The following is a 25,464-nucleotide window of genomic DNA, read 5'->3' on the forward strand; positions in this document are numbered from 1 at the left end:
GGCGCGCTTGTCGCTCCAGAAAATCGGCGCGACGCGGCAACGGCAACGATCTGAGTGATCTCGGCGTCGAGGTGCGGCGGAGACCCTGCTCGCCTGCCCTGGTTTGCCTGCTGTGAGCCGCCATTTCGCTGCCCCGTTGCGAGCTGTCCATAGGCGACGCGAGCGGTGACGTCTCTGCCACATCCAAGAGCCGGCCGCATCTACTCCGCGGCCTGAAACCGATTGACCTGGATGATCGCCCTGATCTCGGCCCGGCAGGAGCCGCAATTGGTGCCGGCCTTCAGGGCGCCGCCGATGGCATCGACGGTCGTGCAGCCGGCCGCCACTGCCGCCACGATCTGGTTGGCCCCGACGCCGAAACAGGAGCAGACGATCGCACCGGCATCTGGCCGTTCGGCTCCAGCGCGGCCGGCGACGATGCGGAAGCGTTCGCGCTGGCTGGCGTGCACCTCCTCGAGCTGTTGCGCTGCCCAGCCGCGTGATACCGCGACCGGGCCGGACGCAACGAACAAGGCCCCGGCGAGGTGCTTGTCATCGAAGGCGGCGATACGGTGCTGGCCCGCGTCGCGGTCGTGATAGGCGAGCATTTCGGTTTCCGGCGGCGCGCCGAACAGAGACTGGGCAAAGCCTGTCCAGTCGATCTCCGCCTCGGCGAAAGCGAGTTCGATGCGCCAGCCACCCCTGCAGCGGGCTGCCGCCCAGTAGTCGGCGTCGATCGCCTCGGGACGTCGCCGCGTCACGGCGAAGCCAAAAGCTTTTGCGCCGAATTTCTCAAGCCGAACCGCGACGTGTTTCAAGGCGGGCTGACCGGAAACGGGGTCGGTGAGCGACGCGGTCAACGCGTCGAGCCGGCCCTTGGCGGCGAACTGGTCGGTCCAATGCATCGGTGCAAACAGACTGCCACGGCGCTGGCGGGGCGTGATCATTGCGCGCACGAGCACCTCGCCGCGCGGGCTGGAGATACGCACGATGTCGGCATCGCCGATGCCGTAGCGCTGCGCATCCGCCGGGTGAATCTCGACGAAGGGCTCCGCGATGTGCTGGGACAGACGGGGGCTTTTGCCGGTCCGCGTCATGGTGTGCCAGTGGTCGCGGACCCGGCCGGTGTTGAGGATGAGCGGATAGTCCGGATTGGTGCGGCTTTCCGTGGCGGCCCGAATGGCGACGAACCGCGCCTTGCGGTCGGCTGTGTAGAAATTGCCGTCGGCGAAGAAACGGGTGATGGACGGACCAGGTGCGGTCTTCTGGAAGCTCGACGCTGGCCACTGGAAAGGCGCCAGCGCGTGATAGTCTTCTTCATCGACACCTGAATAGGCACCGATATCGAAATCGCGCGCACCGTTATTCTCGAAGCCCGACAGCGCGGCGTGTTCGGCGAAGATTTTCGCCAGCGACGAATAGGAAAATGCTTCGCCAAAACCCATCCGCTTGCCAACCTCGGCGACAATCCACCAGTCGGGTCGCGCCTCGCCGGGTGCTGGCAGAAAGGAGCGCTGGCGCGAGATCCGGCGCTCTGAATTGGTAACGGTGCCGTCCTTCTCGCCCCATGCGGCGGCGGGCAACCGGACATGGGCGTGGCGGACCGTGTCGGTCTTGGCCAACACGTCCGACACCACGACGAAGGGGCAGGCCTTGATTGCTGCTTCAACGGCGTCGGCATCCGGCATGGAATCAACCGGGTTGGTGGCCATGATCCACAGCGCCTTGATGCGTCCGTCGGCCAGCGCCTGGAACATCTCCACCGCCTTCAGGCCGGGCTTTTGCGCAACGGCCGGCGCGTTCCAGAAGCGCTGCAGGCGGTCGCGATGCTCAGGGTTTTCGATCTCCATATGGGCGGCCAACATATTGGCCATGCCGCCGACCTCGCGGCCACCCATGGCGTTTGGCTGGCCGGTCACCGAAAACGGCCCTGCCCCGGGTTTGCCGATCCGGCCAGTGGCGAGATGGCAGTTGATGATGGCATTGACCTTGTCGGTGCCCGACGACGACTGGTTGACGCCCTGGCTGTAGACGGTGACGGTCTTCGCGGTGGCCGCGAACAGGCTGTAGAACCGGGTGAGCTCATCCTCGCTGAGGTCGGTTGCGGCTGCGACACCGGCAAGATCGAGTTTCGAGGCGGCAAAAAGGGCCTGGCCGAAACCCGCGGTGTGCGCAGAGATGTAGCCGCGGTCGAGCGCGTTGTGCTGGCCGAGATAAGCGAGCAGCCCCGTGAACAAAGCAACGTCGCCATCCGGCGCAATCGCCAGATGCATGTCGGCAATGTCAGCGGTCATGGTGCGCCGCGGGTCGACCAGCACGATCTTCATGTCGGGCCGCTTTTCGCGGGCCGCTGCGATGCGCTGGTAGAGCACGGGGTGGCACCAGGCGAGGTTGGAGCCGACCAGCACGATCAAGTCGGCGAGCTCGAGATCCTCGTAGGTGCCCGGCACGGTGTCGGAACCGAAGGCGCGGCGGTGGCCGGCCACCGATGAGGCCATGCAGAGGCGGGAATTGGTGTCGATGTTGGCCGAGCCGACAAAACCTTTCATCAGCTTGTTGGCGACATAGTAATCTTCGGTCAGCAACTGTCCTGAAACATAGAAGGCGACCGAGTCCGGACCGTGCTCAGCGATGGTCCGCGCAAAGGTCGTGGCGACGCGGTCGAGCGCTTCGTCCCAGCCGGCGCGGCGCCCGTCGATTTCGGGGTGGACCAGCCTTCCGTCGAGGTCGATGGTTTCGGCCAGGGCCGAGCCCTTGGAGCAAAGCCGGCCGAAATTGGCAGGATGGTCGGGATCGCCGCGGACCGACACTTGCCCGTCCGCGGCGACCTTCGCCAGCACGCCGCAACCCACCCCGCAATAGGGGCAGGTGGTCCTCACCTCGCGCGCTGCGTCGATTTCCATGATTCAGGCCGCGCGGCTGGCCAGCGCTTCCAGCGCGATGAACAGGTGCTCGCCATCGATCCGCACCGGAATGGTGCGCACCGCGCCTTCATCAGCGCCGAGCGCCTTGCCCGTCTCCAGCGAGATCACCCAATTGTGTAAGGGACAGGTCACCGCCGTGCCATGGACAATGCCTTGGCTCAGCGGTCCGCCTCTGTGCGGGCAGTGGTCGTCGATTGCATAGACCTGATCGTCCTGGGTGCGGAAGACCGCGACCTTGCCTTCCGGCGTGGCGACGCAGCGCGCCCCGCGGCGGGGGATGTCGGACAGGGAGCCGATGGCTATCCAGTTCATCATGGTCACTCCGCCGCCTGCGCAAACCCGACCGAAGCCATCGGCCTGAACTCGTGCTTGTCCTTGCCGGAGACGCGCTCCGACCACGGGTCGACCTGGGCGAATTTCTGGCTGAAGACAAAGCGGTCGTAGTAGGCCTTGCGCTTGTCGCCATCGTCCATGATCTGGCGCTTGATCTCGGCAATGCCGATGCGCTTGGCCCATTTGTAGATGCGTTCGAGATAGCGGCCCTGCTCGCGATACATCTGCGTCAACGCCACGATATGTTCGAGCGCCTCATCCTCGGTCCTAACCAGGCCGAGCACCTCGGTGCCCTTGATGTCGAGGCCGGCGGCACCGGCGAAATGGATCTCATAGCCACTATCGACGCAGATCACGCCAACATCCTTGCAGGTTGCCTCGGCGCAGTTCCGCGGGCAGCCCGACACCGCCATCTTGACCTTGGCCGGTGTCCACGAACCCCACATGAATTTCTCGATGCGGATGCCGAGGCCCGTCGAATCCTGCGTGCCGAAACGGCACCAGTCCGAACCGACGCACGTCTTCACCGTGCGCAGGCCCTTGGCGTAGGCATGCCCTGAAACGAAGCCGGCCTGGCCGAGATCGGCCCACACCGCCGGCAGGTCTTCCTTGCGGATGCCCAGCATATCGATGCGCTGGCCGCCGGTGACCTTGACCATCGGTATCTCGAACTTGTCGACGACATCGGCGATGGCGCGGAGTTCCGCGGCGTTTGTCACGCCGCCCCACATGCGCGGCACCACCGAATAAGTGCCGTCCTTCTGGATGTTGGCGTGAACGCGCTCGTTGATGAAACGCGACTGATAGTCGTCGGCATAGTCGTCCGGCCAGTCGCAGACGAGGTAGTAGTTGAGCGCCGGCCGGCATTTGGCGCAGCCGCAAGAAGTTGTCCATTCCAGCTCCTGCATGACGGCCGGAATGGTCTTCAGGCTCTTGGCGATGATCAGCCGGCGCACCTCGTCATGGCCGAGCGTGGTGCAGCCGCACATAGGCTGTACTGCTGCCGGGTTGTATTTGTCGCCGATGGTCAGCACCATCAGCTTCTCGACCAGCCCGGTGCAAGAGCCGCAGGAGGCCGACGCCTTGGTGTGGGCGCGCACGTCGTCGAGCGAGGTCAGGGCCTTGGCCGTGATCGCGCCTGTGATCTTGCCCTTGCAAACGCCGTTGCAGCCGCAGATTTCCGCATCATCCGGCAAGGCTGCAACGGCCGCCATAGGGTCCAGCGGGGCACCCCCCTGGTACGACTGGCCGAAGATCAGTGTGTCGCGCATCTGCGATATGTCGGTCTGCTTCTTCTTGAGATCGTTGAACCAGGCCCCATCCGCCGTCTCGCCATAGAGCACGGTGCCGATGATGCGGTCGTCCTTCAGCACCAGGCGCTTGTAGACGCCGGCGGCGGCATCGCGCAGCACGATCTCCTGGCGGTCCTCGCCCTCGGCGAAGTCGCCGAGCGAGAACAGGTCGATGCCGGTGACCTTGAGCTTGGTCGGCGTGTCCATATGGACGAAAGCGGCTGCCTCGTCGCCGGCAAGCTGGCGTGCCGCAACGCGCGCCATCTCGTAGAGCGGCGCCACCAGGCCATAGACCTGTCCGTTGACCTCGGCGCATTCACCGAGTGCGTAGATATCGGGATCGTTGCTGCGCATGCCGGCATCAACGACGATGCCGCGGTTGACGGCGATGCCAGCCTCTTTGGCCAACGCCGAGTTCGGCCTGATACCGACGGCCATCACCACCAGCGTCGCCGGAATGACGGTGCCATCGGCAAGTTCGACCTGCCCGACCTTGCCGTTGCCTGTGATCGCCTTTGTGTTGGCCTTGGTGATGACCTTGATGCCGCGCTGTTCGACGGCGCGCTGCAGGAGATAGCCGGCGGCGGGATCGAGCTGGCGCTCCATCAGCGTCGGCATGACATGCAGCACGGTGACGTCCATGCCTTGGGCGTTCAAACCTGCTGCCGCCTCGAGCCCGAGCAGGCCGCCGCCGATGACCACGGCTTTGGCCCGCGACTGGGCGGCAAGCATCATCGCCTGCACGTCGTCGAGGTCGCGATAGGTCAGCACGCCCGGCAGATCATGGCCCGGCACCGGAATGATGAACGGCACCGAGCCGGTGGCGATGACGAGCTTGTCGTAAGGCTCGGTGACGCCATGATCGGACGTGACGGTCTTCGCCGTCCGGTCGATCGCGATGATCTTGTGACCCTTGTAGAGAGTGATGTTGTTGGCGATGTACCAGCCGTCGCCGTGGATGATGATTTCCTCATAGGCCTTTTCGCCCGACAGAACCGGCGACAGCATGATGCGGTCGTAGTTCACGCGCGGCTCGGCGTTGAAGATGGTGACGGTGTAGCGACCGGGAGCTTGCTCAAGCAGATGCTCAAGCATGCGCCCGGGGGCCATGCCATTGCCGATGATGACGAGTTTTTCGCTCATGGCGTTACTCCGCGGCTTCGACAAAGCGGTGCCGTTCGTAGAGGAACTTCAGCACCGCCTCGCGGCAGCGCAGGAAGGTGCGGTCCGAAGAGAGGTCGATGCGCCGGCGCGGACGCGCCAGCGGCACCGCAAGCACCTCGCCGATGGTCGCCGCCGGGCCGTTGGTCATCATGACGATACGATCGGACAACAGCACGGCCTCGTCGACATCGTGGGTGATCATGATCGTCGTCGAGCCGAGCCTGGAATGGATGTCCATCACCGCGTCCTGCAGATGGGCGCGCGTCAGCGCGTCGAGTGCACCGAACGGCTCGTCGAGCAGCAGGATTTTTGGCTCCATGGCCAGTGCCCTAGCGATCCCGACGCGTTGCTTCATGCCGCCCGATATTTCCGCCGGCCGCTTGTCCTTGGCATGCGCCATCTGCACCAGGTCGAGATTGCGCATGATCCAGTCATGCCGCTCGGCTTTGCTCTTGGTCCGACCGAAGACTTTCGATACCGCCAGGTTGATGTTTTCGTAGACGGTGAGCCACGGCAGCAGCGAATGGTTCTGGAACACCACGGCACGTTCGGGTCCGGGGCTGTCGACTTCCTTGTCTTCGAGCAGCACGGCGCCGGCGGAAACCTTGGTCAGCCCGGCGATCAGGTTCAGCAAGGTCGACTTGCCGCAGCCGGAATGACCGATGATCGAGACGAACTCGCCCTTGTCGATGGTCAGCCTGATGTCCTTCAGCACCTCGCTGACCTGATTGCCGCGGGCAAAGGATTTGTCGATATGGTCGAGTTTCAGATAGGCTTTCATCGCCCTCTCCTCACTTTGCCGTTGTGCCGCGGGTGACGAAGGCGCCGACCGCCGCGACCAGACGGTCGAGGCAGAAGCCTGTGACGCCGATATAGGCGAGCGCGACGATGATGTCGGGCAGCCGCGACGAGTTCCAGGCATCCCAGATGAAGAAGCCGATGCCGACGCCGCCGGTCAGCATTTCGGCGGCGACGATGGCGAGCCAGGACAGGCCGATGCCGATCCTCAAGCCGGTGAAGATGTAAGGTGCAGCGGCCGGCACCATGATCTTGACGAAGAATTCGAACTGATTGAGCCGCAGGATGCGCGAGACGTTGCGGTAGTCCTCGGGAATGTTGCGCACGCCGACGGCGGTGTTGATGATGATCGGCCAGATCGAGGTGATGAAGATGACGAAGATCGCCGACGGGCTGGAATCGCGGAACGCAGCCAGTGACAGCGGCAGCCAGGCCAGCGGCGGCACGGTACGCAGGATCTGGAACACCGGATCGAGACCGCGCATTGCCCAGATCGACTGGCCGACCAGCGCACCGAGCGCGACGCCGACGATCGCCGCCAGGCCAAAGCCGATGGCGACGCGCTGCAGCGAGATCAGCACCCGCCAGGCAAGGCCGATATCCTGCGGACCGTTGTTGAAGAACGGATGGGCGATCAGGTCATAGGCCTCGTTCCAGACCTGGCTCGGCGGCGGCAGGCTGGCGGTCGGCGACGAGCAGGCGATCTGCCAGACGACCAACATCAGGGCGATGACGATCGCTGGCGGCACCAGCGCACTGGCCAGTTTGCCGGCGATCACGATCGGATCAATGCGGCGCCGCGCCTTGGCGGTGAAGGCGATGACCTCCGCCGGCTTCGCGGGGAACGCCTTCACCGTTGTGTCCTCGATAGTCTGAATCGACATGTCTGGGAAAAACTCCTTGGGGCGCCGGCGATTAGGCGGAGGCCTTGATCTTCAGACTGTCGAGATAGGCGGACGGGTTGGCAGGATCGAAGACCTTGCCGTCGAAGAAGGTCTCGACGCCGCGTGATGGAGACGCCGGAATATCGGCCGCCGCAACGCCGAGATCCTTCGCCGCTTCGCGCCACAGGTCCTCGCGGTTGACCTGATCGACGAGTGCCTTGATGTCGGTGGTCGGCGAGAATTTTCCCCAACGGATGTTTTCTGCGAGGAACCAGCTGTCGTGGCTCTTGAAGGGATAGGAGACGCCGCCGTTCCAGAATTTCATGTAGAGATCGGTACCGGAGGCGACGCGGCCGTTGCCGTAGTTGATGTCGCCCTTGAGGCGGCCGATGATGTCGGCGACAGGCACGTTCATCCATTGCCGCTTGCCGATGATGGCGGCCATCTCGTCCTTGTTCTCCATGGCCTCGCACCATTGCTGCGCTTCCATGACGGCCATCAGGATCGCCTTGGTGGCGTTCGGGTATTTGTCGACGAATTCGGCGCGCAGGCCGAGCGCCTTTTCGGGATGGCCCTTCCACAGTTCGCCTGTCGTGGCGGCAGTGAAGCCGACACCCTGATGGACGAGCTGTTCGTTCCACGGCTCGCCGACGCAGAAGACATCCATATTGCCGACCTTCATGTTGGCGACCATCTGCGGCGGCGGCACGACGATGGTCGATACATCCTTGTCGGGATCGATGCCGCCGGCGGCGAGCCAATAGCGCAGCCAGAGGTCATGGGTGCCGCCCGGGAAAGTCATGGCGGCCTTGATCTCCTTGCCGGCTGCCTTCTTGGCGGCGAAGGCGTCCTTCAGCTTCGAAGCATCGAGGCCGACGCCGGTGGCGGCATATTCCTGCGCCACCGAAATGCCCTGGCAGTCGTAGTTGAGCCGCGCCACGATCGCCATCGGCATCGGCTGGTTGTTCTGCGTCACCTTGCCGGTGTGCATCAGGTAAGGCAGCGGCGTCAGGATGTGGGCGCCGTCGATGCCGTTGGCTTCGCCGCCGAGCATCAGATTGTCACGCGTCGCGCCCCAGGAGGCCTGCTTCAGCACCTCGACATCGGGCATGCCGTATTTGGCGAACAGCCCCTTCTCCTTGGCGATCATCAGCGGTGCCGCATCGGTCAGCGCGATGAAGCCGAGCTTGGCGCCGGTGACTTCCGGAGCAGTGGTGGCGGCATAGGCGCCCGAGGGGAAGAGCTTGCGAGCCGCTATGAACAGACCTGCGGTCATGGCACTGCTGACAAGAAAATCGCGACGCGTCACATCCTTGAGCGACGTGCCTGTCCCGATCCATTGCTTCATCGTCTTCTTCATCGTCGTCTCCGGTTGAACGCGAGGGCGTTGGCCCAAAACAAAAAAGCCGCCGTTCAGGCGTCGCGCGTCCGTACATCCGGGATCGCGTCTTGACCTGAGCGGCAGCTTTGCCTGTGGCGCCCGCCATTGGACGCCTGTTCCGTGACCCGCGAAGGGCCTGATCATTACAAAGCAGGAACCGTGCCAGTTTTGGATTGAAGAAAAAACATCAATGAAATCAGCAGTCCGAAGCAATTCCCATTGCGCCGGCGCATAGGCTGGGAGGCCAAAGATTGTTCATTAGAGCAATTGCACGCACAATTTTTGTGCAATGCACAAGAATGGCGCGGAATTGATCAGGCTCGGGGCAGGCCTGATTTCTGACTGGCGATATAGGCGTCGATCTCGTCGGGATCGAATATCTGGCCGTCGAAGAAGCCGTCCGGACCGAGCACAAGGCTGGCACCCGCCGAACCGACAGGCGTCGCAGCCTTCAGCGCACCTTCGACCTTGGCGTTGGCGCCGGGCAGCGCCACGCCGAGCGGCTTCAGCGCCGCGCGGTAGAGGTCGGGCCGGTAGCAATCCCTGGCGATGGCGAGGTTTTCGGGCGTGTGCGCGACGTCGCCCCAGCGCACCATTTGCGTGTAGAACCACAGCGCATGGCTCTTCCACGGAAAGTTCGCCGCCTTGTCGAACGCGAGGAAGAAATCGTCGACATCCAGCTCGGCGCCGCCGCCCAGTTGGAGATGGCCGGTCAGGATCGGCATCTGGACAGCTGGTGGCAGGCCGAGGAAGCCAGCTTGAGCCATCACATCAGCCAATTCGGCGTGGTTCGCCGGATCCTGGCACCAGCGCGCCGAGTGATGCAGTGCGCGCAAGAGCGCCGCCAGCGCCTCGGGGGACTGCTCTGCCCAGGCCTTGCGCGCGCCGATCACCTTCTCCGGACTGTTGCGCCACAACAACGCCTTGACGGTGACGATATGGCCGGTGCCGGCGGCAACCGCAGCGCTGTTCCAGGGCTCGCCGACGCAGTAGCCGTCGATCCGCCCGGCGGCCAGCGCATCGGCCATGAAGGGCGGTGGCACGATGACGATCTCGATCTCGCGCCCTGGTTCGATGCCGCAGGCGGCGAGCCAGTAGCGCAGTTCGTAATTGTGCCCTGAGTGTGGATGCACCACGGCAAAGCGCAGCGGGTCGTGTCCGGCAGCAGCGCGCTCGCGGATGAGCGCGCTAAGTGCGGCACCGGCGCGCGCTGGGTCGAGGTCGACCTTGGCGCCAAGCGCCGCCATCCCGGCCCACACAGTGTTGGAGATAGTGACGCAATTGCCGCCGAGGCCGAGCGAGAACGGCACGATGGTTTCCGAGGCGAGCGGCGTCAGCCCAAGATTGCAGGCGAGCGGCATCGGTCCCAGCATATGCGCGAGATGGAAGTGGCCGATGGCGATGCGGTCGCGGATGTTGGCCCAGGAGGTCTCGCGGTGCAGCGTGAGATCGATGCCTTCGCGTGTAGCGAAGCCAAGCTCGCCGGCCGCAACCAGCACGGCACTGTCGAACAGCGGCATAAAGCCGGCGGTGATCTGGTGCTCGGCGTCCATGCTCATTCGTCCTCCGACGGCCCTAGCAGCCCGGCGGCGGTCACCAGACTCTGGGCGATGTCGCTGATCTTCCGGTTCTGGTTCATCGCCGTCTTGCGCAGCAGCGTGTAGGCCGCCTCTTCCGTCAGGCCGCGCGACTTCATCAATATGCCTTTGGCGCGATCGATCACCTTGCGGTTCTCGAGCTCACCGCGAACCTCTTCCAGTTCGCGCGCCATGCGCGAGAAGGCGTTGAAGCGGCTGACTGCCATGTCGAGGATCGGCTTGACGCGCTCCTGCCTGAGACCATCGACGACATAGGCCGAGACGCCGGCATCGACTGCTGCCTCGATAGAGGCCTGGTCCGAGCGGTCGACGAACATGGCGATCGGCCGCTTCACCGCGCGCGACAGCTGGAACATGCTTTCCAGCATGTCGCGATTCGGATTTTCGAGGTCGATGACGATGACGTCCGGCTCGATCTCGGCAATGCGGCGTGCGATGCCGATCACGTCATGAATGATAGTGACCCGCTCATGCCCGGCCTCGCGCAAGCCTGCCTCGATGATCGAGGCACGTATGCGGTTTTCGTCGATCACCAGGACGGCGAGTGGGGAGCGGACCATGCCTGCATTGTGACCAAGCGAAAGAATTGTGCAATGCGGGATCATCGATCGGTCACAGACCGATTCCCTGGTGTGTCGAGCTTGCCGCTATACGATCGATCCCATTTATTTGAGGAAGGGCACCGACAAGTTTGAAACTCTTCAAGATGGCCGGGAAAAATTGCGGGCCAGATACTTCCGGCTTCGCAACGAAGATAATCAGAAGTTCAACCTACCTCGATCAGGCCCCACCCCCTCTTGCCTTCGCAAAGTGTGTTGACGAAGTTCAAGCGGGAACGCGATCTGACAAAAAGCGGCGCCAGCCGCCGAACGACGAGATGTCAGAAGCGCCTACCAAGCCCACGGATTCCACCAGAAAGCCTTTGGCGGTGCTGCCGTCATCAAGCTCTATACTGCCAATGCCCAGCGGTGGCGGGATGGCGGCCACAAAGTGGCCGAAAGCATCGGCAGGGAGCCGCCAGACCTCCACCTCGATCGCAGTGCCGCCGTTGCCGACACGGACCAGTCCCGGCTTGGGCGTGGCTTGGCCCGCGAGCTCATAAAGCTTGTATGAAGAGGCCGTCCTCATCGCCCGGCAGAACCGGGCACCAGCCTCCCTGAGCTGGACATTGAGCGGCATTCCCGAGAGGTGAGCGCCGACCACCACCAATTCAATCGTGCCGTCTTCGGCCGATGCGCCGACAGGCTGCGCGCTCGGCTGCTGCCAGCCAGTCGCGCCGAGGGTGAGGCCGCTCGCGGCATGGAGATCGCGCGCGACGGACGCCACAAGGCCGTCCAGTCCGGCGGCCGCAAGCAGCGTCACGCTCATCGGCAGGCCGTCATCGCGCGTGCCGGTCGGTACGGCAATGCCGCACATATCGAGCAGGTTGACGAAATTGGTGTAGGTGCCGAGCCGGCTGTTGGTCTCGACCGGATCGGCGAGCACGCCGGCAGTGGTGTAGTGCGTCGGCGCGGTAGGCACGCAGAACAGGTCGACCGAGGCGATGACCGGGGCGAGCTTCGCCTTGTAGGCCTGCAAGGCATAGAGGCCGCGAAAGGCGTCCGCCGCCGACAGACTTCTGGCGCCGCCGATGATCTTGCGCGTCACCGGATGCATGGCGGCTTCGTTGGCTTCCATGAAATCGCGGATCGCCGCATAACGTTCGGCCACCCAGGCGCCCTCATAGAGGAGGTTGGCGGTGGCGTAGAAATCGCCGAAGGGAATCTCGACCAGCCGGCAGCCGAGCCGCGACAGCATGGCAAGCGAGGCCTCGAAGCCATCCTGCATCGCTGCATCGCCGAAGAATTTCAGGTCGGCCTTTGCCGGGATGCCGACACTCAGCACCGGCGGGCGGGCAGCGAGCGGCTGGAGAGCGACGTCGCGCGAATAGGGATCGGCCGCATCGCGCGCGGCTGCGACCGAGAACACCAGATAGGCGTCGTCGACGGTCAGCGCGAACACCGAGACGCAGTCGAGCGTGCGGCAGGCCGGCACCACGCCGGCGGTCGACAGCGCACCGACGGTCGGCTTCAGCCCAACGATGTTGTTGAGGCCGGCCGGGATGCGGCCGGAGCCGGCGGTGTCGGTGCCGAGCGCGAAGGAAACGATGCCGCGCGCCGTCGCCACCGCCGACCCCGAGGAGGAGCCGCCCGGCACCAACTCCGCGTCGATGGCGTTGCGCGGGATCGGCCAGGGCGTACGGACGCCGACAAGGCCGGTGGCGAACTGGTCGAGATTGGTCTTGCCGACAACCAGCGCGCCGGCTGCCCTCAGCCGCGCCACGACAGTGGCGTCCTTGTCAGGCGTATAGGCATATTCGGCGCAAGCGGCCGTCGTCGGCATGCCGGCGACATCGATGTTGTCCTTGACGGCGAAGGGAATGCCCCAGAGCGGTTTTCCCAGCGGGTCGAACGGGCCGAGCGCTTCGGCCGCCGCAAGCAGATCCGCCCTCGCGGCGAGATGGATGAAGATGCCCGGATCGTCAGCCGTCTCGATGCGGGCATAAATCGTCGCGATCACATCGCCAACGCTGACGCCGTCCCGATAGGCAGCGTGCAGGCTCGCTATGTCGAATTGGATGTCGCTCATCTCGTCTCCCCCAGAATGATCACCGGCAGGTCCCACTGGATCAGCACGACGCAGCCGTCCTTTGTCCACACCGAATGCTCGGTCCCGACCGGATTGAGGATCACGCTGCCGGCAGGATAGTCGCCGTTCTCGTCGCTCTGAATGCCTTCCAGGACGATGATGGTCTCCAGCCCGGCATGGCGGTGGCGCGGCACGCCGGCGCCAGGCTGGTAGCTGAGGATCGCGACCGAGGGTTCGACCGGTCCGCCCTTCAGCAGCCAGTGCACCCTGATGCCGTCGCGGAAATGCTCGAACGCCAGATCGCGCCAGCCGCTGTCGAGCAGGCCGGCAAAGGCAAGATTAGGCATTGGCAATTCCCTCGAGCACCTGGTCGGTCGTTGCCGTCCAGCCGACGATGGCGCCCTGCGCCCTGATCATGGCCAGGGTCGCTGCCTTGAATTCGGGAAAGTAGCTTTCCGTCGCATCTTCGGCGAGCAGGCATTCATAGCCGCGATCGTTGGCCTCGCGCATCGTCGTCTGCACGCAAACTTCGGTCGTCACGCCGGCAAAGACCAGTTGGCGGGTGCCGATCCACTTGAGGTCGTTGCTGAGGCTGGTCGCATAGAAGGCGCCCTTGCCGGGCTTCTCGATGACGATCTCGCCGGGCAAGGGCGCAAGCTCGTCGAGGATCGCGGTGCCGGGTTCGCCCGCGATCAGTAAACGTCCCATCGGGCCCATATCGCCGATGCGGATCGACGGATTGCCGCGGTCGCGCTTGGCTGACGGCAGGTCCGAAAGGTCGGGCCTATGGCACTCCATGGTGTGGATCACCGGCAGGCCGGCAGCGCGAAAGCCTTCGATCAGCCGCTTCACTGTCGGCACGATCGCGGTCACGCGACCGACGTCGTTGCCGAGACTGGCGCCGAAGCCGCCGGGCTCGGCGAAGTCGCGCTGCATGTCGATGACGATGAGCGCCGTCGTCTCGGGCTTGAAAGCGAAGGCGAAGGGCAGCGCATCGATTTCCGCCATCAGTGATGTCCCGCCATGTGTTCGCCGATGGTCTGCACGCTGGCTTGCGCAATCGGCGTCTCGTAGACCAGCGCGCCGTCCGACATGACGAAGATGCGGTCGGACAGTTCGAGCAGTTCGTCGAGGTCTTCCGACATCAGGAGCACGGCGGCACCCGCATTGCGCGCCTTCATGATGCGGGCGCGGATTTCGGCCACCGCCGAGAAGTCGAGGCCGAAGCACGGGTTGGAGACGATCAGCAGATCGACTTCGCCGGTCAGTTCCCTCGCGAGCACGGCACGCTGCACATTGCCGCCCGACAGCGAAGCGATGGGCGAGGCAAGCGAGGCGGTCTTGACCTTGAACTGCTCGACCAGCCTGGCGCTGAATGCCTTGATGGCGCCGGCGCTGATCCAGCTTACTGGCTTGCCGTTGCTGTCGATGTCGAAGGTGCGGAAGGAGATGTTTTCGGCCACCGTCATCTTCGGCGCGCAGGCGTTTTTCAGCGGCTCTTCCGGGATGAGCCGGACGTTGAGCGCACGAGCCTCGGCGCGCGTCGCCGCATAGGCGGTACCGCGCACCATGACTTCGCCGGCATCGCGGGGGCGCTGCCCGGCCAGCACTTCGAGGAATTCCTTCTGGCCGTTGCCGGAAATGCCGGCGATGCCGACGATCTCGCCGGAGCGCACGCCGAGATCCTCGATCCGGATCGACTTCAGCCCGGTGCGGTCAGGCGCCTTCAGCGCCTTGACCTTGAGCACGATCTCGGCGTCCGGCTTCGGCTCGGCGCGGCTGTCGAGCGTGGCGATCGGCTGGTCGCCGATCATCATTGCCGCCATGGCTTTGCGGTCGAGGTCGACGACGCGGCCGGTGCCGGTCAGCCTGCCCTTGCGCAGCACGCTGACGTCGTCGGCGAACGCCGTGACCTCGTGGAATTTGTGCGAGATCATCAGCACGGTGAGGTCGCCGGCTTTTGTCATGTCGCGCACAAGGCCCAGCACTTCCTGCGCCTCGCCGGGGGTGAGCACGGAGGTCGGCTCGTCCAGCACCAGGAAGGAGCGGCCAAGATAAAGCTGCTTGATGATCTCCAGCTTCTGCTTCTCGCCGGCCGCGAGTTCAGCCACCTTGACGTCGAGCGACAGCTTGAACGGCATGCGATCCATGAACACGGCAAGGTCGCCGCGCTCCTTGCGCCAGTCGATCACGCCGGGAACCTTCTCACGCGAAATGACCAGGTTTTCGGCGCCGGTCAGCGACGGGACAAGCGTAAAATGCTGGTAGACCATGCCGAGGCCGAGCGCCGATGCGTCCCTGGGGCTGGCGATCGCCATCTCGCGGCCGTCGACCAGAATGTCGCCGGCGGTCGGGTGATAAAAACCCATCATGCATTTGACCAGCGTCGACTTGCCCGCCCCGTTCTCGCCGAGCAGGGCGTGGAATGATCCGGCCGGCACCTTGATCGAGACATCGCCCAGCGCCGTGAAGGCGCCGAAACGCATGGTCATGCCGATGGTCTCGACGCCGACGGCCTTGTTGCCCGTGATCGCGCTCATCCTGGCTTCCTCACGGCAGTTGGGCGACGAAGGACGCCGAATTCGACACCGCGCCGAAGACGCCGCCCTGCATCTTGATCATCTTGATGGCGGCGAGATGATTGCCGTAGTCGGTCGCCCCGCAACAATCCTCCAGCATGACGCATTCGAAGCCGCGGTCGTTGGCCTCGCGCATGGTGGTGTGGACGCAGACATCGGTGGTGATGCCGGTGAGCACGATGTTTTCGATGCCGCGCTGGTTGAGGATCAGTTCCAGGTCTGTGGCGCAGAACGAGCCCTTGCCCGGCTTGTCGATGATCGGCTCGCCCTCGATCGGATAAAGGTCGGGGATGATGTCCCAGCCCGGCTCGCCGCGCACCAGGATGCGCCCGCAAGGGCCGGGGTCGCCAATGCCGGCATTGATGCGGCGCGAGCGCCAGCGCTTGTTGGCGGGCAGGTCGGCGAGGTCGGGCCGGTGGCCCTCGCGGGTGTGGATGATGGTATAGCCTTTCACGCGCATGGCCGACAGCACCGACTTGATCGGCTCGATCGGCGCGCGCACCAGCGAGAGGTCGTAGCCCATATGGTCGACATAGCCGCCCGGTCCGCAGAAATCGGTCTGCATGTCGATGATGATCAACGCCGTGTTGTCGGGGCGAAGTTCGCCATTGTAGGGCCACGGATAAGGGTCGGCGTCGATATAGCGCTGGGTGATCTCGGCTCTGGCGTTCATGGCAAAAACTCCAGTTATTTGGTGCCAGTCATTTGGTGATCGACAATTCACCCGGCGCGCCGGCAAGCGAACGGGTCGGCGACGAGGTAGCGATCATGATGATCAAGGTGAGGATGTAGGGGGCGGCGTAGAACAGGTAGTAGCCTTGCGTGACGCCGACCGACTGCAGCGCCGGTCCGAGCGCTCCGGCGCCGCCGAACAGAAGGGCGGCGGCAAAGCAGCCGAGCGGATTCCAGCGTGCGAAAATGACCAGTGCCACCGCCATCAGCCCCTGGCCGGACGAGATACGCTCGGTCCAGCTGCCGGGATAGTAGAGCGACAGATAGGCGCCGCCGATACCGGCCAGCGCGCCACCGACACCGGTGGCGACGAGGCGCACCGTGTTCGGGTTGAGGCCCATGGCGCGCGCGGCGTCGGAACTGTCGCCGACGACGCGCACGATGAGGCCGGCGCGAGTGTTGCGGAAGGCCCACCACAGGATGAGCGAAAGTGCCGCCCCGATCAGGAACAGGACGTTGACGTCGAGCGCCGCCTGCACCTGCGGAACGTCGGACCATGCGCCGAACGGAATGGCCGGAAGGTTGGGCGCCTTCGGCTTGATGAACGGCTTGCCGAAGAAAAAGGCGAGCCCCGAGCCGAACAGCATCAGCGCGATGCCGATTGCGATGTCATTGACTTTCGGGAATTTGCAGATCCAGCCATGGAACAGGCCGAAGCAAAGGCCGGCGGCCGCGGCAGCCAGCAGGCCGAGCCATGGCGAGTCGGTCATCACCGCGACCGCATAGGCGGTCATGGCGCCGAAGACGAGCGTGCCTTCGAGGCCAAGGTTGATGCGACCGGAGCGCTCGGTGATGGCCTCGCCCAGCGAGACGAAGATGAAGGGCGTCGACACGCGGATGGCACCGCCGAGGATGGCGAGCGGCACGCCCCAGAGACCGATCTCGGTTGCGTCCATCAGGAGGCCCTCTGCCACAGGTCGGGATTGAAGGCCTTGAAGCGGCCGTACAAAGTCTCGCTGAACAGGATGACGATAAACAGCATGCCTTGCAGCACCAGCACGGTGGCGTCGGGCAGGTCCATGCGGCGCTGGATCAGCCCGCCGGACGCGTCGATGCCGCCAAGCAGGATGGCGACCGGGATGATGGCCAGCGGGTTGTGGCGAGCGAGGAAGGCGACGAGGATGCCGGTGTAGCCATAGCCGGCGGCGAGCGAGCCGTTGGCGCTGCCTTGCACGGCCGCCACTTCCAGCATGCCGGCAAGGCCGGCAAAGCCGCCGGCAAGCGCGGTAAAGCCGACGATGAGCGGTCCGACGGCCAGCCCCTGCACCTGCGCTGCCCTGACATTGCCGCCGGCGATACGGGCCGCGAAGCCCCAGCGGGTCTTTTCGATCAGCACCCAGGAGAGCACGCAGGCGACGATACCGACGGCAAGCCCCCAATGCACCTCCATGCCCGGAATGTTGCCGATGCGGTAGATGTCGGCGAGCGGCTGGGTCGAGGGCTTGTTCAGCGAGGCCGGGTCGCGAAGCGGCCCTTCCACCAGCTGGTTCATCAGGGCGATGGCGATGTAGGCCATCAGCAGGCTGGAGATGGTTTCGTTGACGGCCCGGTAATGGCGGAGCGCGCCGACGGCACCTATCCAGATGCCGCCGGCGGCCATGCCCGCCACGCCCATGGCAAGAATGACGATTGATGTTGGCGCGCCGCCCAGCGCCACGCCGATGGCAGCGGCGGCGACGCCGCCGAGAACGATGGCGCCCTCGCCGCCGATGACGACGAGGCCGAGCCGCGCCGGCAGCGCCACGCAGAGCGCCGCGAGCAGCAGGGGCGCCCCCCGCGACAGTGAGTTCTGGATCGAGAACCACGAGCCGAAGCCGCCGCGCCACATGGTTTCATAGAGCTGGATCGGCGACTTGCCGACCAGTGCAATGAACAGGCTGAACAGGACCATGCCGACGATCAGCGCCGCGAGCGGAATGACGAAAGCTTCCGCCCGCCTGGCGATCCATTCGAGCGCCGCCGCATAACCCCTGGCGCCGAGCATCGCCGGCGCCTCCGCACTGCTGGTCGTATCCGTCATGGTCCCCGTCTCCGCATCCAGCTTCAGGCGGTCGAGCCGACGACGCCCTCGACGAGATAGTCCATGCTTTCGAGCTCGATGGCGGTCTCAACGAAGGCCTGCCCTTCCGTCGCCACGACGACGCCCTTGTTGCTCTTCAGCGGGCCCTTGATGACGGAGAAGCCGCCCTTCATCATTTCGGCCAGGGTTGCGTCGAATTGCTTGCGGGCCGGCTCACCGACCGCGGGGCCGAGCGGGCTCATCTTGACGAAGCCGTCGGCCAAGCCGCCGCGGGTGAAATTGGGCAGCGGCGTGCCGGCGATGAGGTCGTCGACGAACATCTTGTAGACCTTGGCCCAGTTCCATTCGGCACCGGTCAGGTATTTTTCCGGCGCCAGCGGGCTCTGGTTGGCGTGATAGCCGCAGACGAAGGCGCCGCGGCCGGCCGCCGTCTCGACCACCACTTTCGGGCTGTCGACATGGCAAGTGATGACGTCGGCGCCCTGGTCGACCAGCGCGTTGGTGGCTTCCGCCTCCTTGACCGCCAGCGACCACTCGCCGGTGAAGATGACCTGGCAGGTGATCGTCGGGTCGACCGAGCGTGCGCCGAGCAGGAAGGAGTTGATGTTGAGCAGCACCTGCGGGATCGGCTTGGCGGCGACGAAGCCGAGTTTTTTGCTCTTCGAGGTGTGGCCGGCGACGACGCCGTTGAGATACTGGCCCATGCCGATATAGCCGAAATAGGAACCGGCATTCATCGGGTGCTTGGCCTTGTCCCACATGCCGCCGCAATGGCGGAACTGCACGTCGGGGAATTTCGCGCACATGGCCAGCATGTGCGGATCGAAATAGCCGAAGGAGGTCGGGAAGATCAGCGAGGCGCCATCGAGATTGATCATCGATTCCATCGTCTTCTGGACGTCGACCGTCTCGGGAACGTTTTCCTCCTCGACGACGGAGATGCCTTCGATGCCCTTCAGCGACGCCGCCCCCTCGGCATGCGCCTGGTTGTAGCCGTAGTCGTCCTTGGGGCCGACATAGATGAAGCCGACGGCGGCGGCGGCGGCGAAGGCACGGCTGATCGGAAAGGATGCCGAGACCAGGCCGAGTGCGGCTCCCACGGCGGAGGTCTTGAGCAATTGGCGGCGGTTAAGCATGAATCTGTCGGTCATAGTGAATGCTCCCCTTTGGGACCCTTTTCCGGGTCGGTTAACATGCCGTCAAGAAAGTGCATGCAATCACCGTGCCAGTTTTCGAATTGAAATTTATCCAATAGAATCAGTTATCATGTCGAAGGGTCGTGCTCACAGCAGAGGCAATTGCATGCACTTTTTGCCTTGAAAATAGCCAGTTTGACAGACAGATTAAAATAGAGGCATAGAGGGCATATCGAGTCGAAGGACCAACGAGTCGGCCGACTCCATGAGAAGACGCGACGGAGGAAACTTGTCGGGGAAGCGCAGCTTGATCAGGTCGGGCACGACCGTGGATCAGATGGTGCGGGCGATCGGCGACCGGATCGTCACCGGCTACCTGCGCCCCGGCGAAAAGCTGGACGAGGCCTCGCTCGCCGCCCGCTTCGACGTATCACGCACCCCGGTCAGGGAGGCGCTCGGCCAGCTCAGCGCCATGGGCCTGGTCGAGAGGCGACCCAACAGGGGCGCTATCGTTGCCGTCGTAACGCAGGAGCATCTCGCCTCTATGTTCGAGAGCATGGCCGAACTGGAGGCGATCTGCGCGCGCTTCTCGGCCGAGCGCATGACCAGCAGCGAGCGCCGCGGGCTCGAGATCGAGCACCAGGCTTCAGCGCGGATGGTTCAGCTGGGCGCCGAGGAGGACTACGAGTATTTCAACACCGAGTTCCATAGCCGGCTTTATCGTGGTGCCCACAATACGCATATCCACGATCTCACCGTGATGACCCGCAGCCGGTTGGCACCCTTCCGCCGCGCGCAGTTCATGCTACCCGGACGGCTGGCCAAATCCTGGCAGGAACACGACCTAATTGTCACCGCAATCATGCGCGGAGACAGCGTGGCTGCGGGCAAGGCCGCCAGGGACCATGTCTCTATCGTCAGCGAGGCGAGCGCGGTGTTCGCGACTGACGATCGCAAGCCAATTCGGCGGGACGTGGCCTGAAAATTTCCGGACAGGCCGAATGCCCGCAGACGATGTCGCTCCCAGGCAGTGCAAAGTTTGACTCCAATAACCGTTCAGAAATCTTCCCGTATCGTTCCGCATGGTTGGCGCATCGACCGTTAGGGGACAAGACCTGTCGCTCGGTAGGCTCGGATCGTCCGGTCATAAATGCCGATGTCCCGGCAGCCGCGCGCGACCAACTGGGCCCCCTCGATGGCTGCGAAGATCGCCATCGCGTGCTCCTGCAGGTCTTGGTCGGTTGCGGAAGGCTTGGCCCGCGAGAGCACCTTGGCTAGCCAACCGACGTTCATAGCGGCGAATTTGTCGACCTCGGTCCGAACCTCCGTGGGAAGGTCGTCAAGTTCCGCGCTCATGATCCCGCACAGGCACATGCGATTGTCGTTGGCCAGAGCCGAGCGAAATATCTCGGTATATTTGTCCATGCACCAGGTCACGTTCTCGGACGTTGCCAGGAGCTCAGCGAGATAGGCTGCCCCCTCCTCGGTGTAGCGACGCGCCAACGCCGCACCGAGGTCGCCCTTGGTCGGGAAGTGGTAGTGCACGCTGGCGCTTTTGATCCCCACCTCTTTCGCGAGTTCGCGAAAGCTGAGCGCATTGTAGCCATGCGACTGCACCGTCGCTCTTGCGGCGGTCATGACCGCCTCGCGCATATCCGTTTTGGTCTTAGCCATCATCAATCCGTACCTATCACTCGATAGATAGTTGTTGACGCCGCAAAAGGGAAGAGGTAAGTGGCATCCGTAACCTATCTATCGATAGACAGATAAAAGGAATCCCTATGAAAATCTTCGATCGCCCCGGCTTTCCCAATCCTGCCCGTGTCCGCATCGTGCTCGCCGAGAAGGGTCTCGAACCGCAGGTCGAGTTCGTCTCCGTCGACCTCATCGGCACCGAGCACAAACAGCCGGCTTTCCTCGAAAAGAACCCCTCGGGCGTGCTGCCGGTCCTCCAGCTCGAGGACGGCACCTACATCGCGGAGGCCACCGCCATCACCGAATACCTCGACAATCTCGACGGCGATCCGCGACTCACCGGCAAGACGCCGAAGGAAAAGGCCGTCATCCACATGATGCAGAAGCGGGCCGAGACCGAGTTACTCGATGCGGTTGGCAACTACTTCCATCACGCAACGCCGGGCCTAGGCGCCGAGCTGCAGGTGTTCAAGAGCCCGGAATGGGCTGGCCGTCAGGACTGGGGCAATCGCCAGCGCGATAAGGCGCTCGCCGGCATGAGGTATTTCGACACGGTGCTGCAGGACCGTTCGTTCGTCGCCGGCGATGCCTTCTCGATGGCCGACATTACGGTGTTTGCCGGGTTGATGTTCGCGGACGCCGCCGGCATTGCCATCCCTGACGATCATTCAGCGCTGAAGTCCTGGCGCGCAAAGGTCTCCGAACTGCCGAGCGTCAAGAATCGCAGCGGCCAGATGTTCGTCGCCGAGGATCAGGGCAGGCTCGGTTTCTAGTCCTCCACGCGAAAGCGGTCCGAACATCGCACCGACACGTCCCACCCCATTCGCCACTCGCGCCGCCCAAGCGGCATAACCTCACGGAGTTTCCTCATGTCCACGATCTCAACACCCGACAGCGCTTCCCGGCGCAACCTGCTGAAAGGGGCCGCCATCGCCGGCGTCGGACTTGCAGTGGTTGGCGCCGGCTCAACCCCCGCCGATGCAAAGACCCTCGCGCCTGCCCGCGCCGGCAAGCCCACAGGCGACCGCCTCGTGACGAAAGACGGCACCAGCCTCTATTTCAAGGACTGGGGCACCGGGCCGGCCGTGGTGTTCAGCCATGGCTATCCGCTCTCGTCCGACGCCTGGGAAGACCAGATGTTCTTCCTGTTGCAGAATGGCTATCGCGTCATCGCCCACGACCGTCGGGGTTTTGGCCGATCGAGCCAGCCCCCCGGTGGTTACGACTACGACACTTTCGCCGATGATCTGGCGCAACTGGTCGAGGCGCTCGATCTGCGCGAGGCGACCTTCGTCGGTCATTCGATGGGCGGTGGCGAGGTCGCACGCTATATCGCGCGCCATGGCCAGAGCCGTGTCGCCAGGGTCGCCTTCGTTTCATCGGTGACGCCCTTCCTGCTCAAGACCGCGACCAATCCGAACGGTGCTCCCAAGGAGCTGTTCGATACGTTCCGCGCCGCCGTGCAGGCAAACCGGTCGCAGTGGAATCTTGACGTCACCATGCCATACTACAGCTTCAACCGTCCGGGCGCGCATGTGTCGGAAGGTCTGCGGGAGAGTTACTGGCGTCAGGGACAGGCAACCGGGTTTCTCGCCGCCTATCATGCGCTTGGCGCCTTCTCGGAAACCGATTTCCGCGACGACCTGAAGAAGATCACCGTTCCCGCTCTGGTGGTCCACGGCAGTGACGACCAGATCGTGCCGCTGGAAATCTCCGCGAAGTTGACCGCCGGGCTAGTTCCGCATGCCAAGCTCATTGTCTACGAAGGCGGTTCCCATGGGCTGCTGCATGTCGACAAGGATCGCTTGAACGCTGACCTGCTGGCGTTCCTTCGCGGCTGATGGTGCGCGAAAGGCCGGGGGCTGGCCGTAGCCCCGCCCCTGGCGCCTTTGCCTGTGATCGTATGCGAGTCTGGCAATCAGGAGGCCGCGATCTTGTTCGCCGACGCGTCGTAAAAGAGATCGTTACCAAACTCCTCCCCGACGATGTCGCCCAGTCCTGCCGACAGTGACAGCGCGGCGTCCAAAGGCGCAAACGTCATCGTCACGCGCCGAACGAGTCCGGTCTCGTCACGCTCGATGACGCCCACCGCGTCCAGATCGAGACCGGCGCGAAGTGTTGCCTTGTATTGCAGGTAATGGCGCTGATCGATCGCCCCATAGAAGGTGGGCGTCTGTGAGGCGTAGAGTGTGCCGACGGCCCCGACCAGGCGCTTGATATTGTCAGGACCCGAAACCGGACGGCGCAGGACCGTCCCTGTCAGTTCGGCGTCATCGGCAAGATCATCGAGGAATGGGTGCTTTTCTCCGTTGCTGCTCGACATGTCGTTTCTCCGGATGGCGTGATTTCTGGGGTGGCCGCGTAAGCGCGATCCAAACTCAACTGCGACATTCCTGAATGTAGTGTGTAATTGCACTTCAAGCCATGAGCCTTGGATCAGACTTGTGTGTTTCGATCGAACGTCGAGGGTCGGGCTTGACACTGTGCAATTGCACATTTAGATACGCCCTATGCCGACACCCACTGGTCCCCATCTCTGTTACGCCCTCGCCGCCCGCCAGAACGCGCGGCATCTGAGCCGTCTTTACGACAATCATCTGGCGCCTGCCGGACTGTCGGTCTCACAGTTCTCCATCCTGTCGCTGCTCGAGGCCTACCAGAGCCTCAAAATTACCAGATTGGCCGAAATGCTGAGCATGGAGCGCACGACGCTGGTTCGCGCGCTGAAGCCGCTGCAGGCGGCCGGATGGGTTGTCGCCGGGAGAGTCGATAGCGGCCGCGCCTTCGATGTCACGCTCTCCCCCTCGGGCGTTGCAAAGGTTGCGCAGGCCATTCCTCTCTGGGAACACGCCCAAGCCGCGTTTGAGCGGGAGGTCGGACAGGACCGTGCCGTGCGTATTCGCGATGAAATCCTGGAGCTGAACCTCGCCGGGTAGTTCCCTTTTTTATCCAAAAGTGTGCAATTACACACTTATGATGCAACCCAACAAGGAGATAGAAATGACTGACAAGTTCCTCATTACCGGCGCGACCGGTGAGACCGGCCGCTACACCGTCCAACGCCTGCTCGAGAAGGGCTACGCTGTCCGCGCGCTGGTCCACCAGGAAGACGAGCGCGCCGAGACGCTTCGCAGCGAAGGCGCCGAGGTCGTGGTGGGCGACCTCTTCGAGCATGACGACGTGATCCGCGCCGCCGCCGGCACCACCGCCGCCTATTTCTGTTACCCCGTCCGTCCCGGTATCATCCAGACGACGGCATATTTCGCCGATGCGGCCAGGCGCGTCGGCCTCAAGGCCGTGATCAACATGTCGCAGATCTCCGCGCGCGAGGACTCCGAGAGTCATGCGGCGCGCGATCACTGGATCGCCGAGCGGATCTTCGACTGGTCGGGCGTTCCCACCATCCATCTGCGGCCGACCTTCTTCTCGCAATGGCTGCTCTATCCGTTTGCGCGCAAGACGATCGTCGAACAGAGCATCATCGACTTGCCCTATGGCGCTGGCCGTCATGCTCCCATTGCTGCCGAGGACCAAGCCCGCCTGATCGCAGTGCTGCTGGCCGATCCGGCCGCCCATGTCGGCAAGACCTATACGCTTCATGGGCCGACCGAGCTTGATCAGCCGGGCATCGCCGCAGCCATCAGCGAGGTGCTCGGCCGCAAGATCAGCTATCAGCCGCTGACCATCCCCGCCTATCGCGATCGCCTGGAAAAGTTCGGCCTGCCGGAATTTTTGATCCAGCATTTCTGTGCGATCGCCCTCGATTACGAGAACGGCATCTTCTCGGGCTCTGACAAGATCATCGCCGAAGTGACGGGCGTTCCGCCGATGACCGTTCAGGACTTCGTCACGTCGCACCGGGCCGCCTTCAATACGCTCGACGCGGCGTAAGCGTCGCCCGACAACCGAGCTCGTCCAGTCGAATTAAACGGCCTATGCGCGCCAGGAGAAACCCCGAACTGAAGTCAGGGACTGCGCCCGGAAACGGACAGCTTTTGATCAGCCCCGGCCAGTGGCGCAAAATCGGATTTGGCCAACACCCCAGCTATCCTGGCAAAGCCGACAAATGCCTGCCGCGCCTGATCGGTGGTCATCTGACCAGCAATCGCGGCGTTGCAGCTTCTCACTGCGCAGCTGTATACCGGTCCCCGACGGGCCCTTGGCCATTGATTCAAGAATACCAGCGCCTCCCGCACCGAGTTGATGTCGTGTATCACGTCACTGGTCTTAACCTGCACGGGGGCAAGGAAAGCCAGACTGGTCATTTGTTACCTCCCTGGGATTGCAAGGGTTGATTCAGCATCACATGATGCGGCTCTTT

The 25,464-nt window shown here is 63.7% G+C and carries 24 protein-coding genes; 5 read left to right on the forward strand and 19 right to left on the reverse strand.

What is annotated here, in order from left to right:
- Nucleotides 1–200: 200 nt before the first annotated feature.
- The 16 genes from AC04SH_RS13560 to AC04SH_RS13635 all read right to left on the reverse strand — a co-directional run bounded on the left by AC04SH_RS13560 (nt 201) and on the right by AC04SH_RS13635 (nt 19,463).
- Nucleotides 201–2,882: a nitrate reductase gene (locus tag AC04SH_RS13560; protein WP_488575391.1), complete on the reverse strand. Its 2,682-nt coding sequence runs from the start codon at nt 2,880–2,882 to the stop codon at nt 201–203.
- 3 nt (nt 2,883–2,885) lie between these two features.
- On the reverse strand, nt 2,886–3,215 hold the full coding sequence (gene nirD / locus AC04SH_RS13565; protein WP_488575392.1) for a nitrite reductase small subunit NirD: 330 nt from the start codon (nt 3,213–3,215) through the stop codon (nt 2,886–2,888).
- Nucleotides 3,216–3,220: 5 nt separating this feature from the next.
- On the reverse strand, nt 3,221–5,671 hold the full coding sequence (gene nirB, locus AC04SH_RS13570; RefSeq protein ID WP_488575393.1) for a nitrite reductase large subunit NirB: 2,451 nt from the start codon (nt 5,669–5,671) through the stop codon (nt 3,221–3,223).
- 4 nt (nt 5,672–5,675) lie between these two features.
- Nucleotides 5,676–6,473 (reverse strand): ABC transporter ATP-binding protein, encoded by a 798-nt coding sequence (locus tag AC04SH_RS13575; protein ID WP_488575394.1) that lies wholly within the window; start codon nt 6,471–6,473, stop codon nt 5,676–5,678.
- 10 nt (nt 6,474–6,483) lie between these two features.
- Nucleotides 6,484–7,374: a nitrate ABC transporter permease gene (ntrB, locus tag AC04SH_RS13580; RefSeq protein ID WP_477231735.1), complete on the reverse strand. Its 891-nt coding sequence runs from the start codon at nt 7,372–7,374 to the stop codon at nt 6,484–6,486.
- A gap of 31 nt (nt 7,375–7,405) precedes the next feature.
- Nucleotides 7,406–8,734 carry a CmpA/NrtA family ABC transporter substrate-binding protein gene (locus AC04SH_RS13585; RefSeq protein WP_488575395.1) on the reverse strand — a complete coding sequence of 443 codons (1,329 nt, stop codon included), beginning with the start codon at nt 8,732–8,734 and terminating at the stop codon, nt 7,406–7,408.
- A 335-nt stretch (nt 8,735–9,069) separates the two neighbouring features.
- A complete protein-coding gene (locus AC04SH_RS13590; protein WP_488575475.1) occupies nt 9,070–10,308 on the reverse strand; it encodes a CmpA/NrtA family ABC transporter substrate-binding protein in 1,239 nt (412 codons plus the stop codon).
- Nucleotides 10,309–10,310: 2 nt separating this feature from the next.
- Nucleotides 10,311–10,913 (reverse strand): ANTAR domain-containing response regulator, encoded by a 603-nt coding sequence (locus tag AC04SH_RS13595; protein WP_477231737.1) that lies wholly within the window; start codon nt 10,911–10,913, stop codon nt 10,311–10,313.
- Between the two features lie 265 nt (nt 10,914–11,178).
- Nucleotides 11,179–12,981: an allophanate hydrolase gene (atzF, locus tag AC04SH_RS13600; protein ID WP_488575396.1), complete on the reverse strand. Its 1,803-nt coding sequence runs from the start codon at nt 12,979–12,981 to the stop codon at nt 11,179–11,181.
- Entirely contained in the window at nt 12,978–13,328 is a 351-nt protein-coding gene (locus AC04SH_RS13605) for a cupin domain-containing protein (RefSeq protein WP_488575397.1), read from the reverse strand. Before AC04SH_RS13605 ends, atzF begins: the two co-directional genes overlap by 4 nt.
- A complete protein-coding gene (locus AC04SH_RS13610) occupies nt 13,321–13,989 on the reverse strand; it encodes a cysteine hydrolase family protein (RefSeq protein WP_488575398.1) in 669 nt (222 codons plus the stop codon). Before AC04SH_RS13610 ends, AC04SH_RS13605 begins: the two co-directional genes overlap by 8 nt.
- On the reverse strand, nt 13,989–15,521 hold the full coding sequence (locus tag AC04SH_RS13615; RefSeq protein ID WP_488575399.1) for an ABC transporter ATP-binding protein: 1,533 nt from the start codon (nt 15,519–15,521) through the stop codon (nt 13,989–13,991). The genes AC04SH_RS13610 and AC04SH_RS13615 overlap by 1 nt, the downstream gene beginning before the upstream one ends.
- 10 nt (nt 15,522–15,531) lie before the next feature.
- On the reverse strand, nt 15,532–16,233 hold the full coding sequence (biuH, locus tag AC04SH_RS13620) for a biuret amidohydrolase (RefSeq protein ID WP_488575400.1): 702 nt from the start codon (nt 16,231–16,233) through the stop codon (nt 15,532–15,534).
- Nucleotides 16,234–16,261: 28 nt separating this feature from the next.
- Nucleotides 16,262–17,188 (reverse strand): ABC transporter permease, encoded by a 927-nt coding sequence (locus AC04SH_RS13625; RefSeq protein WP_488575401.1) that lies wholly within the window; start codon nt 17,186–17,188, stop codon nt 16,262–16,264.
- A complete protein-coding gene (locus AC04SH_RS13630) occupies nt 17,188–18,276 on the reverse strand; it encodes an ABC transporter permease (protein ID WP_488575476.1) in 1,089 nt (362 codons plus the stop codon). Before AC04SH_RS13630 ends, AC04SH_RS13625 begins: the two co-directional genes overlap by 1 nt.
- Before the next feature lie 59 nt (nt 18,277–18,335).
- Entirely contained in the window at nt 18,336–19,463 is a 1,128-nt protein-coding gene (locus AC04SH_RS13635; protein ID WP_488575402.1) for a BMP family ABC transporter substrate-binding protein, read from the reverse strand.
- A gap of 292 nt (nt 19,464–19,755) precedes the next feature.
- On the opposite strand from AC04SH_RS13635, the gene AC04SH_RS13640 reads away from it, so the two are divergent.
- Complete coding sequence (locus tag AC04SH_RS13640) at nt 19,756–20,430, forward strand: GntR family transcriptional regulator (protein ID WP_192259606.1); 675 nt, start codon at nt 19,756–19,758, stop codon at nt 20,428–20,430.
- Between the two features lie 119 nt (nt 20,431–20,549).
- On the opposite strand, the gene AC04SH_RS13645 is transcribed toward AC04SH_RS13640, so the two are convergent.
- Complete coding sequence (locus AC04SH_RS13645) at nt 20,550–21,125, reverse strand: TetR/AcrR family transcriptional regulator (RefSeq protein WP_488575403.1); 576 nt, start codon at nt 21,123–21,125, stop codon at nt 20,550–20,552.
- Nucleotides 21,126–21,229: 104 nt separating this feature from the next.
- Here AC04SH_RS13645 and AC04SH_RS13650 point away from each other — a divergent pair, with 104 nt between their 5' ends.
- Nucleotides 21,230–21,916: a glutathione S-transferase family protein gene (locus AC04SH_RS13650; RefSeq protein ID WP_477231771.1), complete on the forward strand. Its 687-nt coding sequence runs from the start codon at nt 21,230–21,232 to the stop codon at nt 21,914–21,916.
- A 96-nt stretch (nt 21,917–22,012) separates the two neighbouring features.
- Entirely contained in the window at nt 22,013–22,984 is a 972-nt protein-coding gene (locus AC04SH_RS13655; protein WP_488575404.1) for an alpha/beta fold hydrolase, read from the forward strand.
- A gap of 77 nt (nt 22,985–23,061) precedes the next feature.
- Here the strand turns inward: AC04SH_RS13655 and AC04SH_RS13660 are convergent, their stop codons facing one another.
- Nucleotides 23,062–23,466, reverse strand: a complete 405-nt coding sequence (locus AC04SH_RS13660; RefSeq protein WP_488575405.1) for a hypothetical protein — start codon at nt 23,464–23,466, stop codon at nt 23,062–23,064.
- A gap of 187 nt (nt 23,467–23,653) precedes the next feature.
- Here AC04SH_RS13660 and AC04SH_RS13665 point away from each other — a divergent pair, with 187 nt between their 5' ends.
- Entirely contained in the window at nt 23,654–24,079 is a 426-nt protein-coding gene (locus AC04SH_RS13665; RefSeq protein WP_488575406.1) for a MarR family winged helix-turn-helix transcriptional regulator, read from the forward strand.
- A 64-nt stretch (nt 24,080–24,143) separates the two neighbouring features.
- Entirely contained in the window at nt 24,144–25,034 is an 891-nt protein-coding gene (locus AC04SH_RS13670; RefSeq protein WP_488575407.1) for an NmrA family NAD(P)-binding protein, read from the forward strand.
- 74 nt (nt 25,035–25,108) lie between these two features.
- Here the strand turns inward: AC04SH_RS13670 and AC04SH_RS13675 are convergent, their stop codons facing one another.
- Nucleotides 25,109–25,408 (reverse strand): DUF982 domain-containing protein, encoded by a 300-nt coding sequence (locus AC04SH_RS13675; protein ID WP_192259614.1) that lies wholly within the window; start codon nt 25,406–25,408, stop codon nt 25,109–25,111.
- Between the last annotated feature and the right edge of the window lie 56 nt (nt 25,409–25,464).

Source organism: Mesorhizobium sp. CNPSo 4688 (assembly GCF_057784295.1).